The organism is Nitratireductor thuwali, assembly GCF_036621415.1.
Lineage (GTDB): Bacteria > Pseudomonadota > Alphaproteobacteria > Rhizobiales > Rhizobiaceae > Chelativorans > Chelativorans thuwali.
Window position 1 is genome coordinate 1488252 of sequence record NZ_CP030941.1, and the last position, 19921, is coordinate 1508172.

General features: G+C 63.1%; 20 protein-coding genes. 11 read left to right on the top strand and 9 right to left on the bottom strand.

Annotated elements, in window-relative coordinates:
- Positions 1–26 precede the first annotated feature (26 nt).
- The 3 genes from NTH_RS07075 (at position 27) to rlmN (ending at position 4145) form a co-directional block, all read left to right on the top strand.
- Positions 27–1694 carry an alpha-glucosidase gene (locus tag NTH_RS07075; protein WP_338529361.1) on the top strand — a complete coding sequence of 556 codons (1668 nt, stop codon included), beginning with the start codon at positions 27–29 and terminating at the stop codon, positions 1692–1694.
- Positions 1691–2779, top strand: a complete 1089-nt coding sequence (locus tag NTH_RS07080; protein ID WP_338529362.1) for an ABC transporter ATP-binding protein — start codon at positions 1691–1693, stop codon at positions 2777–2779. The genes NTH_RS07075 and NTH_RS07080 overlap by 4 nt, the downstream gene beginning before the upstream one ends.
- A gap of 139 nt (positions 2780–2918) precedes the next feature.
- Positions 2919–4145, top strand: a complete 1227-nt coding sequence (gene rlmN / locus NTH_RS07085; protein WP_338529363.1) for a 23S rRNA (adenine(2503)-C(2))-methyltransferase RlmN — start codon at positions 2919–2921, stop codon at positions 4143–4145.
- Between the two features lie 315 nt (positions 4146–4460).
- On the opposite strand, the gene NTH_RS07090 is transcribed toward rlmN, so the two are convergent.
- Positions 4461–5102: a LysE family translocator gene (locus tag NTH_RS07090; RefSeq protein WP_338529364.1), complete on the bottom strand. Its 642-nt coding sequence runs from the start codon at positions 5100–5102 to the stop codon at positions 4461–4463.
- A 260-nt stretch (positions 5103–5362) separates the two neighbouring features.
- Between NTH_RS07090 and NTH_RS07095 the strand changes: the two genes are divergently transcribed.
- From NTH_RS07095 to NTH_RS07110, 4 genes are all read left to right on the top strand, one after another.
- Positions 5363–6490 carry a TRAP transporter substrate-binding protein gene (locus NTH_RS07095; protein WP_338529365.1) on the top strand — a complete coding sequence of 376 codons (1128 nt, stop codon included), beginning with the start codon at positions 5363–5365 and terminating at the stop codon, positions 6488–6490.
- 63 nt (positions 6491–6553) lie between these two features.
- Complete coding sequence (locus NTH_RS07100; RefSeq protein WP_338529366.1) at positions 6554–7174, top strand: TRAP transporter small permease subunit; 621 nt, start codon at positions 6554–6556, stop codon at positions 7172–7174.
- Complete coding sequence (locus NTH_RS07105) at positions 7171–8589, top strand: TRAP transporter large permease (protein ID WP_338529367.1); 1419 nt, start codon at positions 7171–7173, stop codon at positions 8587–8589. The genes NTH_RS07100 and NTH_RS07105 overlap by 4 nt, the downstream gene beginning before the upstream one ends.
- A 13-nt stretch (positions 8590–8602) precedes the next feature.
- Positions 8603–8770: a hypothetical protein gene (locus tag NTH_RS07110; protein WP_338529368.1), complete on the top strand. Its 168-nt coding sequence runs from the start codon at positions 8603–8605 to the stop codon at positions 8768–8770.
- 9 nt (positions 8771–8779) lie between these two features.
- On the opposite strand, the gene nagA is transcribed toward NTH_RS07110, so the two are convergent.
- The 7 genes from nagA to NTH_RS07145 form a co-directional block, all read right to left on the bottom strand.
- Positions 8780–9934, bottom strand: coding sequence for an N-acetylglucosamine-6-phosphate deacetylase (gene nagA / locus NTH_RS07115; protein WP_338529369.1), 1155 nt, complete (start codon positions 9932–9934; stop codon positions 8780–8782).
- A complete protein-coding gene (locus tag NTH_RS07120) occupies positions 9934–10971 on the bottom strand; it encodes an SIS domain-containing protein (RefSeq protein ID WP_338529370.1) in 1038 nt (345 codons plus the stop codon). Before NTH_RS07120 ends, nagA begins: the two co-directional genes overlap by 1 nt.
- A gap of 189 nt (positions 10972–11160) precedes the next feature.
- On the bottom strand, positions 11161–12027 hold the full coding sequence (locus tag NTH_RS07125) for a shikimate dehydrogenase (protein ID WP_338529371.1): 867 nt from the start codon (positions 12025–12027) through the stop codon (positions 11161–11163).
- Positions 12024–13319, bottom strand: a complete 1296-nt coding sequence (locus NTH_RS07130) for a TRAP transporter large permease (RefSeq protein ID WP_338529372.1) — start codon at positions 13317–13319, stop codon at positions 12024–12026. Before NTH_RS07130 ends, NTH_RS07125 begins: the two co-directional genes overlap by 4 nt.
- Positions 13319–13828, bottom strand: coding sequence for a TRAP transporter small permease (locus NTH_RS07135; RefSeq protein WP_338529373.1), 510 nt, complete (start codon positions 13826–13828; stop codon positions 13319–13321). The genes NTH_RS07130 and NTH_RS07135 overlap by 1 nt, the downstream gene beginning before the upstream one ends.
- Positions 13829–13840: 12 nt before the next feature.
- A complete protein-coding gene (dctP, locus tag NTH_RS07140; RefSeq protein WP_338529374.1) occupies positions 13841–14839 on the bottom strand; it encodes a TRAP transporter substrate-binding protein DctP in 999 nt (332 codons plus the stop codon).
- Between the two features lie 119 nt (positions 14840–14958).
- Entirely contained in the window at positions 14959–15639 is a 681-nt protein-coding gene (locus tag NTH_RS07145; protein WP_338529375.1) for a GntR family transcriptional regulator, read from the bottom strand.
- Between the two features lie 98 nt (positions 15640–15737).
- Between NTH_RS07145 and NTH_RS07150 the strand changes: the two genes are divergently transcribed.
- The 4 genes from NTH_RS07150 (at position 15738) to NTH_RS07165 (ending at position 18964) form a co-directional block, all read left to right on the top strand.
- Positions 15738–16433 carry a GntR family transcriptional regulator gene (locus NTH_RS07150; protein ID WP_338529376.1) on the top strand — a complete coding sequence of 232 codons (696 nt, stop codon included), beginning with the start codon at positions 15738–15740 and terminating at the stop codon, positions 16431–16433.
- A 78-nt stretch (positions 16434–16511) separates the two neighbouring features.
- Positions 16512–16955, top strand: a complete 444-nt coding sequence (aroQ, locus tag NTH_RS07155) for a type II 3-dehydroquinate dehydratase (RefSeq protein WP_338529377.1) — start codon at positions 16512–16514, stop codon at positions 16953–16955.
- On the top strand, positions 16955–17992 hold the full coding sequence (locus tag NTH_RS07160) for a Gfo/Idh/MocA family protein (protein WP_338529378.1): 1038 nt from the start codon (positions 16955–16957) through the stop codon (positions 17990–17992). Before aroQ ends, NTH_RS07160 begins: the two co-directional genes overlap by 1 nt.
- 27 nt (positions 17993–18019) lie before the next feature.
- Positions 18020–18964 (top strand): AEC family transporter, encoded by a 945-nt coding sequence (locus tag NTH_RS07165; RefSeq protein WP_338529379.1) that lies wholly within the window; start codon positions 18020–18022, stop codon positions 18962–18964.
- Between the two features lie 246 nt (positions 18965–19210).
- Here NTH_RS07165 and NTH_RS07170 read toward each other — a convergent pair whose 3' ends face one another.
- Entirely contained in the window at positions 19211–19756 is a 546-nt protein-coding gene (locus NTH_RS07170) for a c-type cytochrome (protein ID WP_338529380.1), read from the bottom strand.
- Positions 19757–19921 lie beyond the last annotated feature (165 nt).

Sequence of the window (19921 nt, forward strand, 5' to 3'; positions counted from 1 at the left end):
TGAACGTCACTGCGAGCGCTCCGTCGATGAACGCGCACATCCAAGCCGACAATCGGCCCGACCTGGACTGGTGGCGCGGCGCGGTGATCTATCAGATCTATCCGCGCTCCTTTCAGGACTCGGACGGCGATGGCATCGGCGATCTCCAGGGCATCACCCGCCGGCTGCCCTACGTGGCTTCGCTCGGCGTCGATGCGGTGTGGATATCGCCTTTCTTCAAATCGCCGCAGAAGGATTTCGGGTACGATATTTCCGACTACCGCGACGTCGACCCGATGTTCGGCACCCTGGCAGATTTCGACGCGCTGATTGCCGAGGCGCATAGGCTGGGCATCAAGATCATCATCGACCAGGTCTACTCCCATACATCCGATAAGCACCCATGGTTCGCCGAGAGCCGGGCGAGCCGCGACAATTCCAAAGCGGACTGGTATGTCTGGGCCGATCCCAAACCGGACGGCACGCCGCCGAACAACTGGCTCTCCGTCTTCGGCGGGTCGTCCTGGCATTGGGACACGACGCGCCGGCAGTATTATCTGCACCATTTCCTGGTCAGCCAGCCGGACCTGAACTTCCACAATCCCGAAGTCCAGGATGCGGTTCTCGATACCGCCCGCTTCTGGCTGGACCGCGGCGTCGACGGATTCCGCCTCGACACGCTCAATTTCTTCTTCCACAGCGCCGGACTGGAGGACAACCCGGCCCTGCCGCCCGAAGAGCGCAACGCCGTAAGCACGCCGGCGGTCAATCCCTACAGCTATCAGCGCCACGTCTACGATAAGAATCGGCCGGAGAACCTGGATTTCCTGAAGCGGTTCCGCACCCTCCTCAACGAGTATCCGGGCGCGGTCGCCGTCGGCGAAGTCGGCGAGAGCCATCGCGGGCTGGAGCTCATCGGCGCTTACACCTCGGGCGGCGATAAGGTGCATATGTGCTATTCTTTCGACTTCCTTGCGCCGGACCCGCTGACGCCGGCCCACATCCGCAAGACGTTGACCGACTTCGATGACAGCGCACCGGACGGCTGGTCGTGCTGGAGCTTCTCCAATCACGATGTGGTGCGCCATGCCTCGCGCTGGGCCGACCGGACCGAAGATCGCGACGCCTATCTGCGCATGGCCGCCACCTTGCTCCTGACGATCAAAGGCTCCGCCTGCCTCTATCAGGGCGAGGAGTTGGGGCTGACCGAGGCCATCCTCGATTTCGACGACTTGCAGGATCCCTACGGCATTCAATTCTGGCCCGAGTTCAAGGGCCGGGACGGCTGCCGCACACCGATGGTGTGGGAAAGCGGCAGCCCCAATGGCGGCTTCAGCGCCGGCCGGCCCTGGCTCCCCGTCCCGGCGGAGCACCTGCATCTTGCCGTATCGGAACAGGAGCATGGCCAGAGCCTGCTGCAGCACTACCGGATGCTGATCGCGCTGCGCAGCAGGAATATTGAGCTGACCAAGGGAGCGCTGCGCTTCATCGGCGACAGCGATGCCGTGCTGGCCTTCGAGCGCCGCTTCGGCGACCGCGCCATCGTGGTCGCCATCAACATGTCCGGCGCTACGGTGCATATGGATCTGCCGGGCGCCGGCCTTGGGGCCATCGCCGGTTTCGGTGACAAGGGGCGGCTGGAGGATGGGCGCTTGACGCTCGAGCCGCATGGATACTGGCTGGCCAGACAGCGCCAGGGGAGTGAGGTCGCATGACGGGCGTACTGCTGAAAAACATCAAGAAGAGCTACGGCGTCACCGAAGTGATCCATGGCATCGATCTTGAGATAGAGCCGGGGGAATTCGTCGTGTTCGTAGGCCCCTCGGGCTGCGGAAAATCCACGCTCCTGCGCATGATCGCCGGGCTGGAATCCATCACGGACGGAGACATGTATATCGACGAGCAGCGTGTCAACGACATCCCGCCCTCCCAGCGCGGCATCGCCATGGTCTTCCAGTCCTATGCGCTCTACCCTCATATGAGCGTCTACGACAACATGGCCTTCGGCATGAAGATCGCCAAGGCTCCCAAGGCCGAGATCGAACGGCGTGTAAAGGCGGCCGCCGAGATCCTGCAGCTCGAGCCCTATCTCGACCGCTTGCCCAAGGCGCTTTCCGGCGGGCAGCGCCAGCGTGTCGCCATCGGCCGCGCCATCGTGCGCGATCCGAAGGTCTTCCTCTTCGACGAGCCGCTGTCGAACCTCGATGCAGCGCTTCGCGTGGCCACCCGCATCGAGATCGCCAAGCTCAAGGAGTCCATGCCCGATTCCACCATGGTCTATGTGACGCACGACCAGGTGGAGGCGATGACGCTGGCTGACCGCATCGTGGTCCTGTCAGCCGGCCGTATCGAGCAGGTCGGCAACCCGATCGACCTTTACGAGCGTCCGGCTAATCTTTTCGTGGCCCAGTTCATCGGCTCGCCCGCGATGAACATCCAGCCGGCGAAGATCGAGAAGGCCGGCGAGAAGACCACCGTCACGCTAGGCAATGGAACGGCCGAGCTGCCGATCCCCTCAGAAGCCGGATCCGAGGGCCGCACCGTGAAGTTCGGCGTGCGGCCGGAAGATCTGAGCATCGCGTCGAACGGCAACGGCCTGTTCGACGGTCGGGTCAATATCGTGGAATCGCTTGGCGAGGTGACGAATGTCTATCTCGACGTGGAGAATGCACCCGAACCCGTCATCCTGAAACTGCAGGGCGTGCAGAAGCTCGGCCGCGGCGAGACCATTTCGCTCGCCGCCGACCCCGCCAAGATGCACCTCTTCAACGAGCAGGGCCGCTCGCTGCTCTACCTGTAGCCGGCGGCATATCCGCCGCGCCGCACCTATCTGCGGGCCGGGAGGTGACGCCCGGGCAAAGTCGTGCTATGTGCCCGGCAACTGACGGTATGGGCGGCGATGATATTCCCGCCGCCGCATTGATCCATTGCGTGACACCATGGCCCTGACACTTGATATGACCACGCCGCAAGCGCGCGACCGGCTGCGCCCCAGTGGGCTTGCGGAAAAGAAATCGCTCATCGGGCTGACCCGTGACGAGCTGGGCGCGGCGCTGGCCGAGATCGGTGTGCCGGAGCGCCAGGTTCGCATGCGCGTGCGCCAGCTCTGGCACTGGCTCTATGTACGCGGCGTCTCCGAATTCTCGCAGATGTTCAACATCTCCAAGGAGCTCCGCGCGGCCCTCGACGCCCATTTCACCATCGCCCGTCCCGAGATCGTCGAAGAGCAGATCTCGCAGGACGGCACCCGCAAATGGCTGCTGCGCTTTCCGCCGCGCGGCGCCGGCCGGCCGGTCGACGTCGAGACCGTCTACATCCCCGAGGAAGGGCGCGGCACGCTTTGCATCTCCAGCCAGGTCGGCTGCACGCTCACCTGCACCTTCTGCCATACCGGCACCCAGAAGATGGTGCGCAACCTGACGGCGGGCGAAATCCTCGACCAGTTGCTCATCGCCCGCGACCGGCTCGGCGATTTCCCCGACCACGACACGCCCGATGGTGCGATCGTGCCCGCCGAGGGGCGCAAGGTCACGAACATCGTCATGATGGGCATGGGCGAGCCGCTCTACAATTTCGAGAATGTGAAGCAGGCGCTGCTTGTCGCCTCCGACGGCGATGGCCTGTCGCTTTCAAAGCGCCGCATCACGCTGTCGACCTCGGGGGTCGTGCCGGAGATATACCGCACGGGCGAGGAGATCGGGGTGATGCTGGCCATCTCGCTGCATGCCGTCCGCGACGAGCTGCGCAACGAGCTGGTGCCGATCAACAAGAAGTACCCGCTCGAAAAGCTCCTGCAGGCCTGCCGCGACTATCCGGGCCTGTCCAATGCCCGGCGCATCACCTTCGAATATGTGATGCTGAAGGGCGTCAACGATTCCATGGACGATGCCCGCGAGCTTGTGAACCTCCTGCGCGGCATCCCGGCCAAGATCAACCTGATCCCTTTCAATCCGTGGCCCGGCAGCAACTACGAATGCTCCGACTGGGACCAGATCGAAAAATTCGCCGACTACGTCAACCGCGCCGGCTATGCCTCCCCCATCCGCACCCCGCGCGGCCGCGACATCTTCGCCGCCTGCGGCCAGCTCAAATCCGCCTCGGAGCGCATGAAGAAATCGGATCGGCTGGCGCTTGAAGCGATGATGATCGCCGGGCACGGAGAGTAGGCGCCTTCACGGGACCGCTGTGATAGCCTGAGGACGACGATCTATCGCATGAGAGCGGCGTTGGGCACTCTGCGTCGTCATCCCGGCCGACCGCAGGGAGAGCCGGGATCTATTGAGAGGCGCGGCCGGTCTCCATAGCAAGGGCTGCCGGTGCTGAAGTGCGCCCGGTCGAGAACTGGGCCACGCTCCACGATGCTCTTCCAATAGGTCCCGGATAGCCCTGACGGGCTTCCGGGATGACGATGGTGGATACTTCGCTCTCTCCAAAACGCATCAACAAACTTCGTCAGAGCCGATAGCGGCAGGCGTCCCTTCTTACCGCGCCTGTGCAGTCAATATCTTCACCGCGAAGGCTGAAAACACCCCGGCAAAAAGATAGTCCACCACCCGCGTTACTTTGGGACTTTTCCTGAGAAGCTTGGAGAAGCCGTCCGCGGCCAACACCATGGGTGCGGTGATCGGCAGCGCCAGCGGGATGAAAAGCAGCCCGAGGAAGAAAAGCTGGCCGGGCGCATTGGGGTCGCCCGGCGAGACGAACTGCGGAAGGAAGGTCATGAAGAACAGGATGATCTTCGGGTTCAGGAGATTGATGCCGAGGCCGGTCGCCCAGTTCTTGAAGAGCGACCTTCCCGGTCCGCCTTTCCCCTCCGGGGCGAAGGCCGAGCCGTTACGGATTGCCTGATAGGCGAGCCAGACCAGATAGCCCGCGCCGAAGATCTTCAGCGCCCAGAATGCCCCCGGCGAGGCCACGATCAGCGCCGAAAGCCCGAGCGCAACCAGGCTCGTATGCAGCAGGATGCCGGTCATCGCGCCGAACATGCAGGCAAAGCCCGCCATTTTCCCCTGACTCAATGCCCGGCCCACGAAAAGGGTCATGTCCGGTCCCGGCGTTAACGCGATGATGAAGGTAGCGACGGCGAACTGGAATATGACCGCACTCTCCGGCACGAAATCCATTTGAACCACCCAAATCCGTTGTGTTCAGCCGATGCTAGCCCATCGTCGTCGAAATCGAAATTGATTTCCGAAGGCACGCGGCGGAGGAGATTTGCCGCTGCATTGCCATCGGCAACGGCCGAAGTCTTGTACGACTTTCGTCTTAGACGGGGCTTTCGTGGCTTCCGCTCCGGCCCGGTTTTCTTGCATGATTGGCCCGGTGGGGTAATTTCTGCTGGCTCGATAACAAAAGCAATGGGCACCAATGGGAGGAAATCAACATGACAGACAAGGCACTTTCACGCCGGAAGTTCCTCGGTAAGGCGACCACGGCTGCCGGCGCAGCCGCGGCCGGAACGTTGGCCGCGCCGGCCGTCCTGGCGCAATCTCCGATAACCTTGAAGATGCAATCGTCCTGGCCGTCATCGGACGTGTTCCAGGACATGGCGAAGGAGTATGTCGAGCGCGTCGAAGCCATGTCGGGCGGGCGGCTGAAGATCGACCTGCTGCCGGCGGGCGCGGTGGTGGGCGCTTTCCAGGTGCAGGATGCCTGCCACGACGGCATCCTCGATGCCGCGCATACCGTGCCGGTCTACTGGTACGGCAAGAACAAGGCCGCATCGCTATTCGGCACGGGACCGGTCTTCGGCGCCGACGCCACGCAGATGATCGCCTGGATGTACCATGGCGGCGGCAACGAGTTCTATCGCGAGCTGACCCAGGATATTCTCGGCCTCAACATCGTCGGCTTCTTCGCCTTCGGCATGCCGGCCCAGCCCTTCGGCTGGTTCAAGGAACCGATTGAGAGCGCGGATCAGGTGCAAGGCCTGAAATACCGCACGGTGGGTCTGGCCGCCGATCTGTTCCAGGCCATGGGCGCCAGCGTGGCGCAGCTCCCCGGCGGCGAAATCGTGCCGGCGATGGAGCGCGGCGTCATCGACGCCTTCGAGTTCAATAACCCGACCTCGGACATGCGTTTCGGCGCGCAGGACGTGGCCAAGAACTACATGCTTTCCTCGTACCATCAGGCGAGCGAATCCTTCGAGTTCATCTTCAATCGCGACCGTTTCGAAAGCCTCGATCCGGATCTTCAGGCAATCCTGAGATATGCGGTCGAGGCGGTGCATCTGTCCAACACGGCACTGGCCATGGATCAGTATTCCTCCGACCTGCAGAAGCTTCAGGAAGAGTCCGGCGTCAATGTCCAGCGCACGCCGGAAGAGGTCCTCAAGGTTCAGCTCGACGCCTGGGATCAGATCCTGCCCGATCTCATGCAGGACGAGTTCTTCGCCAAGGTGGTCGACAGCCAGAAGGCCTGGTGCGAGCGCGTCGTGTTCTACACGCTCATGAACTCGCCGGACTACAAGCTCGCCTATCAACATTATTTCCCGGGCAAGATCGAATTCTGATCGATCGAACCGATCTGCGGGGCGCGCGAGCGCCCCGCTTTTCTCCGGGAACAGAGAACTCAGATGCACAGATATATCCACTTCGCCGATACCGTCTCCGCGTGGTTCGGCAAGGCTTTCGCGTGGTGCGTCGTCCTGATGACGCTCGCGGTCAGCTACGAGGTCGTCGTGCGCTATGCGTTCCGGGCGCCCACCGTCTGGGCGTTCGACCTCACCTACATCATGTATGGAACGCTGTTCATGATGGCTGGCGCCTACACGCTTTCGCGCGACGGCCATGTGCGCGGCGACTTCATCTACAGGCTCTGGTCCGCAAGGACCCAGGCCAAGGTGGAACTGGTACTGTATTTCATCTTCTTCTTTCCCGGGGTGCTGGCGCTCGTCTTCTCCGGCTGGAAATACGCCGGGCGCTCCTGGCGCTATCTGGAAGTGTCGAACATGAGCCCGGCCAATGTGCCGATCTACCAGTTCAAATCGGTCATAATCGCCGCCGGCATCCTGCTGTTCATCCAGGGCATCGCCCAGGTCTTCCGCTGCATCATCACCATCCGCACCGGCGAGTGGCCGCCCTACGCCGAAGATGTCGAGGAGCTTGAAACCATCCTGCAGAAGAAGGGCGCCGAGGCACTGCGTCACGGCAGCGAATCCATCGACATCGTGGATCGAAGGGAGCCACGGTCATGACCGACCCGCAAGTCGCCGTGGCGATGCTCGGCATTTTCATCTTCATCATTCTTCTGGGTTTCCCCATCGCCTTTACCCTCATGGCCATGGGCATCGGCTTCGGCTACTACGCCTATTACGATGCCGGCCGCATGTGGATGTCCTACACGAGGGCCCTGCAAGAGGACGCCGGCGCTTTCACCCTCGTCCAGAACTATATCGGCGGTTTCCTCAACAACCGAGTCTTCGATCTTTTCGTCAACCAGACCTATTCGGTCATGGCCAACGACGTGCTGACGGCGGTGCCGCTGTTCCTGTTCATGGGCTACGTCGTCGAGCGCGCCAACATCGTGGACCGCTTGTTCCAGACGCTGAGCGTAACCACGCGCCGGCTGCCCGGGTCGATGGCGGTGGCCGCGCTCATCACCTGCACGCTTTTCGCGACCGCAACAGGCATCGTGGGAGCCGTGGTAACGCTGATGGGGCTGCTCGCGTTTCCGGCCATGCTGAAGGCCCGCTACGACACGCGCTTCGCCTCCGGCGTCATCTGTGCCGGCGGCACTCTGGGCATTCTCATCCCGCCCTCGATCATGCTCATCGTCTATGCGGCGACATCCGGCGTATCGATCGTCAGGCTCTATGCAGGCGCCTTGCTGCCGGGCTTCCTGCTTGCCGGCATGTACCTGATCTACATCGTCATCCGCGCCATCATCCAGCCCGGCTTGGCGCCAAAGGCGGAAAAGCTCGGCGAAGACATCGGCTTGTTCCAGGTGGTCTGGATGCTTTTGACATCCTTCTTCCCGCTTGCTTTCCTCATCACGGCCGTGCTGGGCGCGATCCTTTTCGGCTTTGCCACGCCGTCCGAAGCTGCAGCGATCGGTGCGCTGGGCGGCCTGCTTCTAGCCATGGCCTATAGGGCACTGACATGGCGGCGGCTGCAGGAATCGGTCTACTTGACGGTCAAGACCACGGCGATGGTCTGCTGGCTCTTCGTCGGCTCCTGGGTCTTCGCCTCGGTCTTTTCCTATCTGGGGGGAGAGCAGCTTGTCCGCGAATTCGTGGAAGGCCTCAGCCTGACGCCGCTCCAGTTCCTGCTTCTGGCGCAGCTCATCATCTTCCTGCTCGGCTGGCCTCTGGAATGGTCGGAGATCATCATCATCTTTGTCCCGATCTTCCTGCCATTGCTGCCGATGTTCGACATCGACCCGTTGTTCTTCGGTATCCTCATCGCGCTCAACCTTCAGACGTCGTTTCTGACCCCGCCCATGGCCATGTCGGCCTATTATCTGAAGGGCATCGCGCCACCCGGCGTGCAACTCACCCAGATATTCTCTGGGTCCCTGCCCTATGTCGCCATGGTCTTCCTGACGATGATCCTGCTCTACAACGTGCCGGCCATCATCTACTGGCTTCCGCAACTGGTTTACGGGCGTTGAGGAGGCGCGAGCAATGTTGGATCGCATAATCGCAGCGGCGGCCCTGGCGACCCTGACGGGTTATCTCGGCATTTTCGTCTTTTCGGTGCCGAGGCCGGCGCTTTTCGTCGTCACCGGCTTCGTGCTGGTGCTTGTCTTCTACGATTTCTGGGACCAGCTCTTCCGAAACGGCAAGCGATAAAGCAGGGTCTCAGCCTTCGCCGCCGACCCAGCTCTGCCTGACGCGGATATGGTCGTCGAGCCATACGATGTCGGCGCGCGAACCCGACTTCAGGTAGCCATGGTCGCGGCCGATGCCGAGATAATCGGCGGGATAGGCGCTCGCCATCCGGAGCGATTCCTCGAGCGGCAACTCGAGCACCTCGACGCCGAAACGTACGGCCGAAGCCATGTCGAGATCGGAACCTGCCAGCGTTCCGTCATCGAGCACCAGCCTGGAACAAACCGCGCCGGCTTCACGGCGCACAGCCCGCCTGTTGATCTGGAAGCTGTGAGCTTCACTGCCCACCAGTGCCATGGCGTCGGTGACGTGGAAAAGCCGGCCGGGGCCTCGCTTCGCCCGCAGCGCGATTCTCAGCGCGATCGGATCGACATGATGCCCATCCGCTATGATCCCGCCCCAGGCCGGGCCGTGGTCGAGTGCAGCCCCCACCAGACCGGGCGCGCGGTGCGACAGGCCGCTCATGGCGTTAAACAGATGGGTGACGCCCCGAGCGCCGGCTTGGAACAGGCCGATTGCCGTCTCGCTGGTACAGTCCGTGTGCCCAAGGCTGACGATGACGCCTGCCTCGGTAAGCCGTCTCACCCGGGCGGGCGATGCCTGCTCACAGGCAAGCGTGATGTGCAGGACCGGCATCTTTCCGGCCGCGTCGCAAATCGCGTCCACATCATCGTCCCCGAGCGGCCGCATGAGTTCCGGCAGATGCGCGCCCCGGCGCGCCGGTGCCAGGTGGGGTCCTTCAAGGTGCAGCCCGATCACGCCCGGCTCGGACCTTGCCGCCTCGCAGGCCGCCGCGATCGCCTGGACTGTCACCTCCCGCGTATCGGTTATCAGCGTGGGCAGCAGCGCAGTGGTGCCATAGGCCCGATGCCCGCGGGCGATCACCCCCATCGTCTCTGCCGTCGGATCATTGTTGAGCATGCGGCCGCCGCCGCCATTGACCTGTACGTCGATGAAGCCGGGGGCGAGCAGCCCTCCGTCAAGAAGCCGCACATCCGCCCGTCCCGCGGCTTCTGCTTCCGGCACGATGGCCCTGATGCGTCCCTCTTCGACGACAAGCGCATGACCTGCGAGCGTGCGCTCACCGTCGAAGATGCGCGCACCGGTCAGAACCATGCTCCTCATTAAAGCGTCTCCGTTACCTTGCTCAGCTTGTCGGGCGCATCCGGGTCATATCCCCGTTCCCGCGCCACGCGCTCGATCATCCGGTAATAGGCGATCAGCGCGGGAAGGGGATCGAGATGGCCATTGCCGGTCGAAGGCGCCGTGATGGTCTCGGCGACCACCTGGCGCGAGGATATGGCAAAGACGCGCGCACCCATCCCCGCCAGCCGGTCCAGCACCTGTCTGCTGGATGCCAGCGCCTCGTCCTCCGGGACGAAGGCCAGCACCGGAAAGCCCTCGTCGATCAGTTGCATGGGACCGTGTATGAGCTCAGCCAGCGAAAAAGCCTCGGCGTGCAGCTTGGCGGTCTCCTTTGCCTTGAGCGCTGCCTCCAGAGCGATGGCAAAGCCGGGTCCGCGCCCCGTCGCATAGACCGATCGGGCGAGCACCAGCGTCGGCAGGGCAGGCTCATAGTCGGCCGAACAGGCCTTATCGAGCGCACCCGGCAAGCGCTGCAGGCCGGCAGCCAGCCCATCGCTGCCGGTGGCCGACTGCGCAAGGGCGGCGAGGGCGGCGGCCGATGCGATGAAGCTCTTGGTGGCCGCCACGCTGCGCTCCTTCCCCGCGTGTATGGGAATCACGATATCGGCGGAGCGGGCGAGCGGACTGTCGGCGACATTGACGATGGCGACGGTGGTGGCCCCGCCGCTCTTGGCCGCCTCCTGGACGGCGATGATGTCGGGGCTCGCTCCCGACTGCGATACCGTCAGGTGCAGCGCGCCAGGCAGATGAAGCCGCGCATGGTAGACCGATGCGACCGAGGGGCCGATGGAAGCGACCGGGATGCCGGCGCTGATCTCGAACAGATATTTGAAGAAGCTCACTGCGTGATCCGAGGAGCCGCGGGCGGCCACCGTCACGACGGGCGGCCGTCTCGCCGAAAGGATACGCCCCAGCTCGGCGAAGGTCTTCGCCTCGCTCGACAGAAGGCGCTCCACGGCGGCGGCGGCCTCGGCCGTCTCGGCATACATCAAGGACGTCTTGCCGGCTTCCGCCATGTCGATCTCTCCCGCTTAACTTTCGCCGCAGCTGAAGCCGCCGCAATCTCTGGATACCAATGTAATACCAGATATGAGTATAGCGGCTTTGACAATGGTTTCCACGCCCGCCCACGACAATTTTTCCGGCTGCCGAGCGGCCGGGAGGAAGCCTGGAAGAACCGGCCGCCGTGTTGGATAGGGGAGCGCTCAGCTTTCGAGCAGCAGGCGCCGGCGCAGTGTGTCGAGATCGCTCACTTTTGTTCCGGTGAATATCTCGAACGCATCCACACCCTGATGAAAAAACAGTTCATAGCCGCTGATGAAATCGAGGCCAGCAGCCTCCGCCTGCCGCTTGAAGAGCGTTTCCGCCGGCGTATACACTGCATCGAAGGCCCAGGACTGGCCGGCGAAATCAGCGTCCTTGGCGGGCGAGCCGGGATAACCCGTCATGCCGAGCGGCGTGCCGTTCACCGCCCCGTCGGCGCCAGCCATGGCGGTCTGCACGTCGGCTTCCGCGACGGCCCTTGCCGCGCCGGCTGCGCTCAGCGCGCGTGCCAGCGCCTCGGCCTTGGGCAGGTCGCGGTCGACCACGCGGATTTCGTCGGCCCCGAGCACGACGAGAGCGAATGCGATGGCCTTCCCCACGCCGCCGCCGCCGATCAGCGCGACGATGCCGGGTTTCCGCTCTCCGAAGGCCGCCCGGAACGCCGAGATGAAGCCGGAATAGTCGGTGTTGAATCCGCGGGCGCCCTCGGCCGTCGGCTTGACTGCGTTGACGGCGCCGATACGGGCGATGTTCGGATCCGCAACCTCGACCAGCCGCATGACGCGCTCCTTGTAGGGCAACGTCACATTGAACCCGGCCAGCCCGTCCGCCAGGCAGCGGGAAAAGGTCTCCTCGAATGTCAGGCCGAGATGGGGCGGAATATAGAGATCGTAGCTGACCTCCAGACCCGAAAGCGCGCCGCAGATGCGATGCAGCGCAGGCGAGCGCGAGGCCCGGATATTGTCGCCAACGAGCCCCAGCTTCACCCGTCCCGGCCTGGCTTCCCCGGCAAGCATGGCCAAGCTCATCCCTGATAGCCGAAGACGCGGGGCAGCCACAGCACCATGTCGGGCGAGAAGATGAGAACCAGCAGCGCCCCCACCAGCACGACGAAGAACGGCAGCACGTTGCGGATGATCTCGCCGAGCGGAATGCCCGTCACCGCATTGATGACGAAAAGCAGAATGCCATAGGGCGGCGTGATCAGGCCGATCATCATATTGACCACCGCCACGACCCCGAAATGGATGAGGTCGATGCCCAGAAGCCGGCAGGTCGGAATGAAGAGCGGCACGATGACCAGGATGATCGTGGTGGCGTCCAGAAAGCAGCCAAGCAGCAGGAACAGGAAGTTGATCAAAAGCAGGAAGATGATGGGGTCCATCTCCAGCCCCACCAGCGCCCCGGCCATCCGCCCCGGAATATTCTCGTTGGCAACGATATAGTTGAAGATCAGCGCCCCGCCGATCACCAGTCCGACGGCAGCCGACGACCGCGCGCTCTCCGCCAGCACGGCATAGAGCGACCGCCAGCTCAGCGCGCGATAGAACACGCTTGCCAGGAGAAGCGCATAGAAGGCGGCGACAGCCGCCGCTTCCGTCGGCGTGGTGATGCCGCCATAGATGCCATAGAGCAGGATGACGGGCATGAGGAGCGCCGGAAATGCCCGAACCGTCAGCTTCGGCAGCTCGGCAAACGGCACCACCTCATCGGTCTCGAAGCCCCTGCGATAGGCGATGATGACGTTCATCGCCATCAGCACCGCGCCCATCACGAGGCCCGGAACGATGCCGGCCAGGAAGAGATAGCCAATCGAACTGTCGGAGATCAGCGCATAGAGCACCATCGGGATCGACGGCGGGATGATCGGCCCGATGGTCGCCGAGGCAGCCGTGATCGCCGCCGCATAGCCGCGCGTATAGTGGCCGGATTTCACCATCATTTCGATGATGATCTTGCCGATCCCGGCGGCGTCGGCCACGGCGGAGCCGGACATGCCGGAGAAGATCAGCGACGCGACGACGTTCACATGGCCGAGCCCACCTTTGAAGCGGCCGACGAGCGCCACGCAGAATTTCAGCAGGCGCTCGGAGATCGTGCCGGCATTCATGATGTTGGCGGCGACGATGAAGAGCGGCACGGCCAGCAAAATGAAACTGTCGTAAAGGCCCTGGATGATCTGCTCGCCCGCCAGCGCCAGGTCCTGCCCGCCCACGGCCAGATAGGCGGTCGCCGCAAGGATCAGCGCATAGGCGACGGGCATTCCGATGCCCGCCAGAAGGAAAAGCACGAGAAGACACGCGCCAAGCGCCAAGCTCATTATTCAGCCTCCTGGCCGGGCGATGGATCGCCGCCGCTCAAATCCTCGACGCCGCGCCATATGCGGACGACACGCAAAGCATAGGCTGCGGTGACGGCGACGGCGAAAACCGCATAGATCGAGAAGACATAGTCCAGCCGAATGCGCAGGATGGCGCTCTTTTTTATCTTGTAGAAGGTGATGTAGTCGATCGTGTCCGGGAGGGCCGCGGCAAAACCGACGATTATGGCCAGCGCTGAAACGATGGCGAAAAGCTTCCGCATCCGCTTGCCCACCGCCAGGTAGATCACGTCGAACTTGACGTGGTCCCGGTCGTCCAGAACGAACGCGCTACCCCAGAACACCAGCCACAGCCACAGCGTCAGGCTCAGCTCGACCGTCCAGCCGAGCGGGCTGCGAAACACGTAGCGTGCAGTGATCTGAAGGATGAATATGAGAAACATGGCGGCGAGCATGCCCACCGCCACGTTCTCGGCCCGCGCCCGGAAAAACCGGATGACGGAAGCCATCGATAGAGCCCGCTACTCGATCGCGTTGATCTTGTCGATCATTCCCTCGGGCCAGTCCTTGGCGAACTCCGATTCCAGGTAGGCCTTCTGCACATGGGTGCGGAAGGCCTCGATATCGGGCTCATAGACTTCCAGACCCTGCTCGCGCATGAACGCCACAAGTTCCTCCTCAAGCTCCAACTGGCGCTGGCGCCCGAGATCTGCCGCCGCGTCCGCACCCTTCTGCACCGCTTCCTGCTGCTCCGGCGTCAGGCTGTCCCAAAGCTCCTTGGAGAAGGCGATGTAATTGAGATCGACGAGATGGCTCGTCAGCACGATCTGGCTCGTCACCTCATAGAACTTGGAGTCTTTGACGGTCGGCAGCGGATTGTCCTGCCCGTCGATGGCGCCGGTCTGCAACGCCGTATAGACCTCGGTAAAGGCCAGCGGCACCGGGTCCGCGCCGAGTGCCGAGCCGAGGAACAGCCATGCCTCGGTTCCCGGCATGCGAAGCTGGATGCCCGCCAGGTCGGCCGGCGTGCTGATCTTCTTCTCCGGCTTCAGATTGACGTGTCGGCGGCCCAGATAGACGACCGAAAGCAGCTTCACACCGAGCTCTTCCTCGACCTTCTTCTTCATCGGCTCCATGAAGTCGGCATTGAAGACCTTCACCTGATGCTCGGCATCGCGGTGCAGATAGCCCGCGGTGAAAATCGAGAACTCGGGGAAGATCGTCGCCAGCTCCTGCGCCGAGGTGATCGACATTTCCAGATTGCCGCGCGCGATGGCTTCGAGCTCCGTGCCCTGCTTGAACATCGTCGCATTGTAGTTCGGCTGATACTCGGCGAATTCGGACACGGCCGGCCCGAACGCCTCTTCGAGCGCAACGGAGCGCTGGTCGGTGGCCGTAGCCGGCGTCGACATGCGGATGACGATCTTGTCCTGCGCCATCGCGGCGCCGGCGAGCATCGAGCCCGCCACCGAAAAGGCGGCCGTCGCCAAGAGAGCGCGGCGAGTGATGGAATATTTCATTTGTTCCTCCCGGGAATGCTTTTTGAGTTGGCCTTGCCGGCCCCAGCCACCTCAACGTCGCACAGGCGGGCAGTGTTTTCAATACACGATCTATGTTTTGTAGGATGATAGACTTTTCGTCAGGCAGACCGGCGTTCAGCCATACGCGCCTGAACCGAGTGCTCGACACCGCTCAAGATGTGCCGGCGCAAAATGGCCTTACCCGCCTCGGCATCGCGCGACAGTGCCGCCTGCATCAGATCGCGGTGGTCCCTGGCCGCCTCTTCGCCCCGAAAGGTCAGCGTAAGCATCTGATAGCGAAGGTATTTATCAAAAACCTCCCCGTGCGTGGCCAGCAGCAGCCGCAACCCGCATGCCTGGATAAGCGCCCTGTGGAATTCCCAGTCGTAGCGCTTCCATGTCTCGCGCACCGACAGGTCGCCGCTGATCATTTTGCGCTCCATCACGTTCAGCTTGTGATGGGCGGCCACCACGGATGCCTCCCAGTCCACGTCGCCGTCGGCGAAGGACTGCTCCAGCGCATGGCTTTCCAGCAGAATGCGCAGTTTCGCGATATCCGTCAGGTCCTCGTCGGACACGGGCGCGACGGCGAATCCCTTCTGGCCCTCGGCTCTCACAAAGCCGTCCGCGGCAAGGCGTGCAAGGATTTCGCGAAGCGTGGTGATGCTCACCTTGTAGCGGTCGCGCAGCTTTTCCAGCCGCAGCCGCGCACCGGGTGCAAGCCGCCCGAAAATGATGTCGTTGCGGATCAAACGATATGCCTGCTCGCCGACAGACGGGATGGATTCTTGGTCTAGCATGAAGTGAAACTAGCAGAGCTTGTCGCTTTTGCCATAGGGCCTTTCTTGTGATATTCGGAAAATAATTGATTATTTCTCCAAACAGCCTGAAAGACGACATGAGCGCGCGCGCCGACACTCGAAAGGAAACGCTGTCCAGCCGCATCGCGGCACAATTGCGGGCGTCCATCCTGCGGGGCGACATCGCGCCCGACGAGAAGATCAACCTCGATCGCGTTCGCGAGCAGTTCGCCACCAGCGTGACGCCGCTTCGCGAGGCGATGTCGCGGCTGGCCGCCGACGGGCTCGTCGTCTTTGAGGACCAGCGAGGCTATCGCGTCACCTCGATCTCCCTGCAGGACCTGGACGAAATCGTCCGCCTGCGCACCGACCTGGAAACGCTTGCCTTGGGCTATGCCATCCAGTCGGGGGATTTGAACTGGGAGGGCCGCGTCGCGGGCGCGCTCTACAAGCTCACGCGCGGCGAACGGAATGGTGAGGCGGCAAGCGACGTCGAGACATGGCAACGCGCCCATGCCGATTTCCACCTGGCCCTGATCGATGGCTGCGGCATGCCCCATCTGATAGGGTTCTGCCGCATGCTTCACAATCTCAACGACCGTTACCGCCGCATCTTCCTCGAGCCGAATGTCGGCAACGCCTATCCTGACGAAGAACACCGCAGGATCGCCGAAGCTGCGATGGCCCGGCGTGCCGACGAAGCCACAGAGTTGTTGCGCGCCCATATCGGCCGCACGGGCGCCAGCCTGCGGGCGGCCCTTCTGGCGCGCTCGCCGAGGGAATCGTCAAAGTGACGCCCGCACGCCTTCCAGCCCAACATGGCATCATCGCCATCGACCCATTGTCCAACCGGAAAAGCTGACAGAATTATCATGCCAAAGAAAATCTACATATTGAACGGGCCCAACCTCAACCTCCTCGGCAAGCGTCAGCCGGAAATCTACGGGCATGAGACACTGGCCGACGTGGAAAGCGCCTGCCGCCAGGTGGCGTCGGATGCAGGGCTCGAGATCGCCTTCCACCAGTCCAACCACGAAGGCGCGATCATCGACCTGATCCACGAAGCGCGCGACAGCGGGGCGGGCATCGTCATAAATCCGGGAGCGTTCACCCACACCTCGGTCGCCATCCTCGACGCACTCAACGCGTTTGAGGGGCCGGTTCTCGAAGTGCATATCTCCAATGTGCACAAGCGCGAGAGCTTCCGGCACCACTCCTACGTCTCGCTGCGGGCAGACGGCGTCATCGCCGGCTTCGGCACCCAGGGGTATCAGCTTGCCGTGCAGCGCATGGCCCGGCTTCTGGGAGGGCAGTAATGGCGGTGCGCATTGCGGTGGCCGGCGCCGGGGTCATGGGGGTGCGCCACATCGAGGCCATCAGGTCGTGCCGCGAGGCCGAACTGGCCGGCATCGTCGACCCCTCGGGCAGCGCGGCCGCCTTTGCCGAGCGGGAGAATATCCCTTGCTTCGCCAGCCTGAAGGATGCCTTCTCGGCTGGAAGCCCGGACGCCGTGATACTGGCAACGCCCAATCAGCACCATGTGGAAGGCGGACTTCAATGCGTCGAGGCCGGCGTCCCGCTGCTGGTGGAAAAGCCGCTGGCCACCGATCTTGCCGGCGCGCTCCAGCTCGTCGAGCGCGCCGAGGCGCTGAACGTTCCCCTTCTCACCGGTCACCACCGCCGCCATAACCCGCTGGTCCAGGCTGCCAAGGCCCGGATCGAGGCCGGCGATCTGGGCCGGATCGTTGGTGCGCATGGCATGTTTTGGGCAATGAAGCCTGACGAATATTTCGACGTCTCCTGGCGTCGTCAGAAGGGCGCCGGTCCCGTCTATCTCAATTTCATCCACGACATCGACCTCATGCGCCACCTCGTCGGTGAGGTCGCGTCCGTCCAGGCCATCGAGACCAACGCGATCCGCGGCAACGAGGTCGAAGACGCGGCCGGCATGCTGATGACCTTCGACAATGGCGCGATCGGCACCTTCACCGTCTCGGACAGCATCGTGTCGCCGTGGAGCTGGGAGCTCTCCTCGCGCGAGAACCCCGCCTATCCGCCGACCGAGGCGACCTGCTACTGGATCGGCGGCACGCAAAGCTCGCTGGAGTTGCCGAACGCGGCGCTCTGGTCGCATACCGGCAAGCCAAGCTGGTGGGAGCCCATCGGCCGAACCCCGCTGACGCGCCAATCCGCCGACCCGCTGGTGTTGCAGGTGCAGAACCTAGCCGACGTCGTGGCCGGGCGCGCCAGCCCGGTCGTCTCCGGCCGGGAGGGGCTGAAGACGCTGGCCGTCATCGACGCCATCAAGGAGGCGGCAGCCTCGGGAGGGACCGTAAAACCGAGCCGCTTCTGAGAATTCCCAGCCGAAAAGCACCCTTAAATGGCGCTATTGCCCTCCATTCTCCCGCTTTTTGCGGTCATAATCGTCGGTTTCGTCGCCATTCGAAGCGGCTATGTGGCCGCCAAGCAGATAAAGCCGGTTAGCGATTTCGTCGTGAAGATCGCCCTTCCGGCCCTCATCTTCAACGCGCTGACGACGGTCCCGCTTGCCGAAGCGGTAAGCTGGTCGTTCATCCTCGCCTATGCCGGCGGCTCCTTGCTCGTCTTCGTGATCGGCATGCTCGCCGCCCGCCGCTTCCTGGGCATGGAAACCGGGCATTCCGCCATTGCCGGCCTCGGCATGGCAAATTCCAACAGCGCCTTCATGGGCTATCCGATTGCGCTGACGGTTGTCGGCGCTCCTGCCGGCGCTCTCCTTGCCCAGTGCATGCTCATCGAGAATCTCACGCTCATCCCTCTGGCCATGGCGATTGCCGACTCGGCACGCGCCGGCGGCGGCGATGGCTGGCGGCCGGCACTGGCGCAGTCCGGCCGCAACGCCCTTCGCAACCCCATTGTCCTGGCGATGTTCGCGGCGGTTCTGGTCACCGTCGTCGGGGTGCCGGTGCCCGACGTCGCCTCCTCGGCGATCGAGATGCTAGCGCGCATCGCAGCGCCGATCGCGCTGTTCGTGATCGGCGGCACCATCGCCTCGCTGCCGCTCGCCGGCGTCTATCGCAGGGTGAGCCTGGTCGTCGCCGGCAAGCTGCTGCTGCATCCCCTGATCATCTTCGCCGCGCTCAGCCTCGCGCCCGGCATCAGCCAAACGACGCTCATCGGCGGCGTGATCTTCGCCTCTGTGCCCATGCTCAGCATCTATCCCCTTCTTGGCCAGAGAAGCGGCATGGCGCTTGTCACGGCCACCGCGCTTCTTGTGGCCACCATCCTCTCCTTCGCCTCGGTTCCGGCGGCAATCACCATAGTCCAGTATCTGCAGACGCCTTGAGTGCGCGGGGATCTCCAGCCATTGCGAGCTGACCTGGAAGCGCTCACGCTCTTCGATCGAACGGATGAACGCCAGGATGGCGTCAAGCAGATGAACTTGGACCGCTGGCCTGGCCGGACGGTCGAACCGCTGACTGCATTGTAAGGCATTGTGACGATCGCGCCCCGCCCAGCTTGCTGCAGGAAACCCTCCTGCGCGCAGGCGCGGTGGTGAAGGTCGCCACCGCTAGCGATGGCCGCGCCTAGATCAGTTCTGGCGGCGCCCGGGCGGCAAATCGAGCAGATCGCCTATTGCAGCGTTCTGGCTGCTGTAGAGGCTGTTGATCTCGTCGTGCTTGGCTCGGATCGCGGCAGGCCAGGTCGACTTGATGTAGGATAGAATGTCCAGGATCTCCCTATCGGTCAGCGCCTGCTCGAATCTTGGCATGGCGTTCTCGTCCAGGGTCAGGCAAGCGGCCGTGGACACCCCGTCTTTTGTGAGCTGGACAAGCGCGAAGTCGGGATGCTGCCAGGTGTGTCCGCTGCCGTCGTGCGGCGGCGCAAGCGGGGCGCCGCTTGCTGCGGTCTGACCTTCACCATTGGCGCCGTGGCACCCGGCACAGTTCGTGGCATAAAGCGTTTTCCCCTGCGCCACGACCGCAGCGTCGTCCCATTCGAGCAGCCGGCTATGCTGGGGCACATCCTCATGCATCCACCGATAGGTGTAGGCGGCCGCCACCACCGAACCGATCAGCACGCAAACGAACGCGCCCAGTACTGAAGCGCCCAACGCTGTTGACCAAAGCCGGCCCATGCTATCCTCAAAGTCGATCAAAGAAACTATAGGGTTGCGATCGGCTGCGATCAATCAAGTCAGGTCAGCCAGCTTGCGCCCATTCCCGATCTCACTTCCTGCTTCCTTTCATGGTTCGAACTCGATGCCGCCTCGCTCGTGTGGCTGGATCACGCTGATGCAGAC

Bases quoted from the DNA above. Each gene is read 5' to 3' on its own strand.
- NTH_RS07075 (WP_338529361.1), top strand. From the start codon at position 27: ATGAACGCGCACATCCAAGCCGACAATCGGCCCGACCTGGACTGGTGG.
- NTH_RS07080 (WP_338529362.1), top strand. From the start codon at position 1,691: ATGACGGGCGTACTGCTGAAAAACATCAAGAAGAGCTACGGCGTCACC.
- rlmN (WP_338529363.1), top strand. From the start codon at position 2,919: ATGGCCCTGACACTTGATATGACCACGCCGCAAGCGCGCGACCGGCTG.
- NTH_RS07090 (WP_338529364.1), bottom strand. From the start codon at position 5,102: ATGGATTTCGTGCCGGAGAGTGCGGTCATATTCCAGTTCGCCGTCGCT.
- NTH_RS07095 (WP_338529365.1), top strand. From the start codon at position 5,363: ATGACAGACAAGGCACTTTCACGCCGGAAGTTCCTCGGTAAGGCGACC.
- NTH_RS07100 (WP_338529366.1), top strand. From the start codon at position 6,554: ATGCACAGATATATCCACTTCGCCGATACCGTCTCCGCGTGGTTCGGC.
- NTH_RS07105 (WP_338529367.1), top strand. From the start codon at position 7,171: ATGACCGACCCGCAAGTCGCCGTGGCGATGCTCGGCATTTTCATCTTC.
- NTH_RS07110 (WP_338529368.1), top strand. From the start codon at position 8,603: ATGTTGGATCGCATAATCGCAGCGGCGGCCCTGGCGACCCTGACGGGT.
- nagA (WP_338529369.1), bottom strand. From the start codon at position 9,934: ATGAGGAGCATGGTTCTGACCGGTGCGCGCATCTTCGACGGTGAGCGC.
- NTH_RS07120 (WP_338529370.1), bottom strand. From the start codon at position 10,971: ATGGCGGAAGCCGGCAAGACGTCCTTGATGTATGCCGAGACGGCCGAG.
- NTH_RS07125 (WP_338529371.1), bottom strand. From the start codon at position 12,027: ATGAGCTTGGCCATGCTTGCCGGGGAAGCCAGGCCGGGACGGGTGAAG.
- NTH_RS07130 (WP_338529372.1), bottom strand. From the start codon at position 13,319: ATGAGCTTGGCGCTTGGCGCGTGTCTTCTCGTGCTTTTCCTTCTGGCG.
- NTH_RS07135 (WP_338529373.1), bottom strand. From the start codon at position 13,828: ATGGCTTCCGTCATCCGGTTTTTCCGGGCGCGGGCCGAGAACGTGGCG.
- dctP (WP_338529374.1), bottom strand. From the start codon at position 14,839: ATGAAATATTCCATCACTCGCCGCGCTCTCTTGGCGACGGCCGCCTTT.
- NTH_RS07145 (WP_338529375.1), bottom strand. From the start codon at position 15,639: ATGCTAGACCAAGAATCCATCCCGTCTGTCGGCGAGCAGGCATATCGT.
- NTH_RS07150 (WP_338529376.1), top strand. From the start codon at position 15,738: ATGAGCGCGCGCGCCGACACTCGAAAGGAAACGCTGTCCAGCCGCATC.
- aroQ (WP_338529377.1), top strand. From the start codon at position 16,512: ATGCCAAAGAAAATCTACATATTGAACGGGCCCAACCTCAACCTCCTC.
- NTH_RS07160 (WP_338529378.1), top strand. From the start codon at position 16,955: ATGGCGGTGCGCATTGCGGTGGCCGGCGCCGGGGTCATGGGGGTGCGC.
- NTH_RS07165 (WP_338529379.1), top strand. From the start codon at position 18,020: ATGGCGCTATTGCCCTCCATTCTCCCGCTTTTTGCGGTCATAATCGTC.
- NTH_RS07170 (WP_338529380.1), bottom strand. From the start codon at position 19,756: ATGGGCCGGCTTTGGTCAACAGCGTTGGGCGCTTCAGTACTGGGCGCG.